Origin of the sequence: Nostoc sp. (genome assembly GCF_041747015.1) — a bacterium.
In the GTDB taxonomy this organism is placed as follows: Bacteria; Cyanobacteriota; Cyanobacteriia; order Cyanobacteriales; family Nostocaceae; genus Nostoc.
In genome coordinates, this window is record NZ_JBGTFY010000280.1 from 1 (window position 1) to 3,882 (window position 3,882).

Annotated in this window: 3 protein-coding genes; all 3 read right to left on the bottom strand. The window is 42.8% G+C overall.

Annotation, left to right across the window (positions count from 1 at the left end; translation table 11 throughout):
* Positions 1-134: 134 nt before the first annotated feature.
* A complete protein-coding gene (locus tag ACEW80_RS23140) occupies positions 135-1,178 on the bottom strand; it encodes a PstS family phosphate ABC transporter substrate-binding protein (protein ID WP_373528840.1) in 1,044 nt (347 codons plus the stop codon).
* A 26-nt stretch (positions 1,179-1,204) separates the two neighbouring features.
* The gene (locus ACEW80_RS23145) at positions 1,205-2,605 is read right to left on the bottom strand and encodes a protein kinase (RefSeq protein ID WP_373528841.1); all 1,401 of its coding nucleotides are present in this window, start codon (positions 2,603-2,605) and stop codon (positions 1,205-1,207) included.
* 69 nt (positions 2,606-2,674) lie between these two features.
* Complete coding sequence (locus ACEW80_RS23150; RefSeq protein WP_373528842.1) at positions 2,675-3,688, bottom strand: LysR family transcriptional regulator; 1,014 nt, start codon at positions 3,686-3,688, stop codon at positions 2,675-2,677.
* Between the last annotated feature and the right edge of the window lie 194 nt (positions 3,689-3,882).

Here is a 3,882-nt window from a genome sequence, read left to right on the forward strand (position 1 = left end):
ACTTCCAACTATTCCCAGTGTCAGCAACAGAGCCAAAGCTAAAATTGTGGTTTCATTCTTTTGTGACATAAACAAATAGTAATAAATAAAAAATGTTTATTATTTGATTATCTCGCTAAATCTAACCACTTTGATCATTTAATTCTGACAAATCCAGCCTTTTCGATCAGTTCTTGACCTTGAGGTGTCAGCAGCCAATTTGCATAACCTTCCCCAGCTTGCTGGTCTGTTTGACCATTCTGTTTCACGATTACAAATAAGTTGCGGGTAATTGCATAGTCTCCGCTACGAAATGCCTGAGTATTTAACTGATTCCGCTTACCAGGACATTCAGACTGAGGTACAAAGGGTTCTTGGTAGGGAGGCACAAATTGACTGTTTGTACGCCCTAGTGGCAGAGATTTAATCGTACATTGAGGTACAATCTCTGGGGCAGAAGCATAGTAAATTCCGCCAGTATTTGCGGCTACTTTTCGTACTGCCTCCGTGGTCGTGCCAATGTAAGTAATGTTAGTCCCAAAATTCTCTTTATTTAAAATATTTTCGACAAAGAATTCTACTGTCCCCCCAGCTTCTTTGCTGCGAGAGAAGACTGTAATTGGTAAATTTGGCCCACCCACATTTTGCCAATTAGTAATGTTACCTGTGTAGATGTCTTTGAGTTGGGCAACAGTTAAACCAGGGATGTTCAGATTGGGGTTAACTGCGATCGCAATTCCATCAATTGCCACTGGAATTTCTTTCAAACTAAATTCTTTTTGTCTAGCTTCGGCATTTTCTTCAGCTTTGATTGAGCGAGAAGATTGGGAAAAAGCTAGTTGATTGGCTATCAACATCTGAATGCCAGTTCCAGATCCTGGTTTACCTGATGGAGGTTGAGTGTAACGCAAAATAAACCGAGGGCAAAGGCTTTGCAGTACGGAGTCTACGTCTTTACGGATAGGTGCCCAGGTTGTGCTACCACCATAGTTAAACGTCCCCTCTGGGAGATTTGGCACGTTACATTTGCTGAACGACTGGTTTATAGGATTACCTGCGTTTCCAGTCCCCGAAGGTTTAAGAGCAGTTCCACTTATTTGCGCCCACTGTCCTCTAAAAAACCATAAGCCACCAGAAATTAAACCAATGGTGATGACAGCAGCTAAGAGAAGACTAAGTGTTTCGTTTTTTTGAGACATAGGTGGCTGTTATCGCCAAAAGTTTTTTAAAGTAGGAGAGATAATAATTTATGAATTAGTCGAAATACGGCTGTGACTGAAATGGCTATTAAGCCTGCTGCAACTGCTAAAATAACTACCGCCTGTATGGCTAGACTTCCCCGTAAAAAGGGGAGAAAAAAAATAATCGCAAAAGTAATTGTCGGAATAATTAATAAATCAAACTTTTCAATCCACCGCCTAGTTTGGGTAAAAATTAGTATACCTAAAATCAGGGCAGAAGTAGTCAAAGTAATTATTGGTGATTTTACTAGACTGAAGAGGGCGATCGCGATCAATGCTCCTTCAAACCCACTAAATGCCGCCCCACCCAATAATTCCAATGTAGAAAACGCTCGTTGAGTTGGTGGACGGCGGGGGACGACGGGACTAGCAGCTTTAGGTGGTTGTGGTGGGAGTGTTACAGAGGGCGAATTAAGCTGTGTAGGGGCTAGAGGCTGTGGGTTAAGTGCATCTAGAACCTCTTGGGCTGATTGAAAACGTTGATTGGCAGCAGCTAGCAGCATCTTGTCTAAAATATCAGCAAGGCGAGGTGTGATACTCACTTGCGTTCGCCATTTCCACTGGTTGCTATAGGCATCAAATAGTTGAACTGCTTCCTGATTTGTTAACAAGGTAATAAGAGTTACAGCTAAAGCATATAAATCTGTAGATGGGAATACTTGACCCCCAGTCATCTGCTCAGGTGGTGCAAATCCCATAGAATAAATTCCGGTGGAAGCAGCCGCAGAACCAGGTGCAGCCTTTGTTACTTGCTTAACTGCGCCAAAATCGAGCAGAAAAAGTTTCCCATCACGACGGCGCATGATGTTAGAGGGTTTGATGTCTCTGTGGATAATGCTTCTATCATGAACAAACTTTAGTACTTTGAGGATTTCTTGCAACACCTCCAAGACTTGTTGTTCAGAAAATTTACCTTGTTGAACTAATTCTTCCTCTAGATTTTGCCCATCAATATATTCTTGCACCAAGTAAAAAAATTGGTCTTGCTGTCCTGGTTGCAAGCTATTAACTATTACTGGAAAGAAAGCAAATAAGTCAGGAATTTGTTCGTGATCGTTACCAAGCTGTGATAAAACTTCTGCCTCTCTCTCAAACATCAGCTGTGCTTGTTGCAGTTGATTTGAGGTTAAATTTCCTGCTGGTTGAAACTGCTTAACTACGCATTGACGCATTCCGGGAATTCGGCGATCGCGTGCCAAAAACGCTGCTCCAAATCCCCCTCTTCCTAGCAGCTTCGTTGTCACATATCGACCATCTAACATTAGTGGCATACCACAGGTAGTACAGTACTTTTGCTGCGTTGTTTTCAGCGTTGTAATATCATCTAAATCGGTAAAATAGTTTTGTGGACGTGGGCAACGTGGGCGAGTACAGTAAACTTCCATTTTCGTGATTAGTCATTAGTCATTTACAAAAAAACAAAGGACAAGTGACAAAGGACTAATGACCAAATTTTAGCCTTCGCCGGAGGAGGTGGGTGTTGCTGAATCCAATGTAGTTACTACTATGTTTTTTTGTGCCAATATTAACACATCCTGATTCCATCCAGGGTTAGCAAACTGGGGCAAAATTTCTCGACTAAAAGCTTCTGCGGCCTTGGATCTATAGCGATTGGGATTAAAAATCAGCCATAGTGTCCGTTTAACGACCACACCTTCAATGTGGGCACAGTGCAGAACGCCCATTTGTAACTCTTTAGCGATCGCACTAGTGGAGACAAAGGCAGCCCCCAAACCAGATTGCACAGCATTTTTAATTGCTTCAATGGAATTGAGTTCCATTTCAACTTTAAAACGTCTGGTATCAATTTCATAGCGTGCTAGCACCTGGTCAATTACTTTGCGGATAGTCGATTGAGAATCTAAAGCAATGAATTGTAATTTATATAAATCTTCTTTTTGGATTTTTTCAAGTTTGGCAAAGGGATGAAAGACAGGTATAATCAGCGCCAGTTCGTCTTCAGCGTAAGGAAGAACTTCCAAAGATTCCGCCAGTTCACCAGGAATTTCACCGCCAACGATCGCTAGATCAACTTGTCCGTTAGCGACACTCCAAGCAGTCCGCCTGGTAGAGTGGACGTGTAATTGCACAGCCACATCTGGATATTTTTGTCGGAACATCCCGATCATTCTAGGCAAAAGATAAGTGCCGGTAGTTTGAGAAGCACCGACAATCAAAGTACCGCCTTGGAGATTTTGTAAATCCTCGATGGCGCGGCAGGTTTCCTGACACAGGCTGAGGATTTTTTCCCCGTAGCTTAAGAGTAGATGTCCGGCTTCAGTTAATTGAGCGCGTCGTCCTCCACGGTCGAATAAGGGGACATCGAGCTGCCGTTCGAGATTTTGAACTTGCAAGCTGACGGCAGGTTGGGAGACGTAAAGACTATCGGCGGCACGCTTGAAGCTTCCTTCTTGGGCGATCGCTTTCAGGATACGTAACTGATCTAAAGTAAAAGGAAGGTCAGACATAAGGCTCAACCCACAAACTTGGAAAGGAGCGGATGCACACAACAAATCAGGTTAGGCAGCAATCAGCCGGGCGTGATTTGTTGCATCTTAAACTTGAAGGCTTGACTCGAAAAAGACAGTAGCACAACATCTTGACTAAAGTCCCCTTTTGAATACTTTGTGGTATTGGTTGTACTGAATTGAGTTTTCTTTAA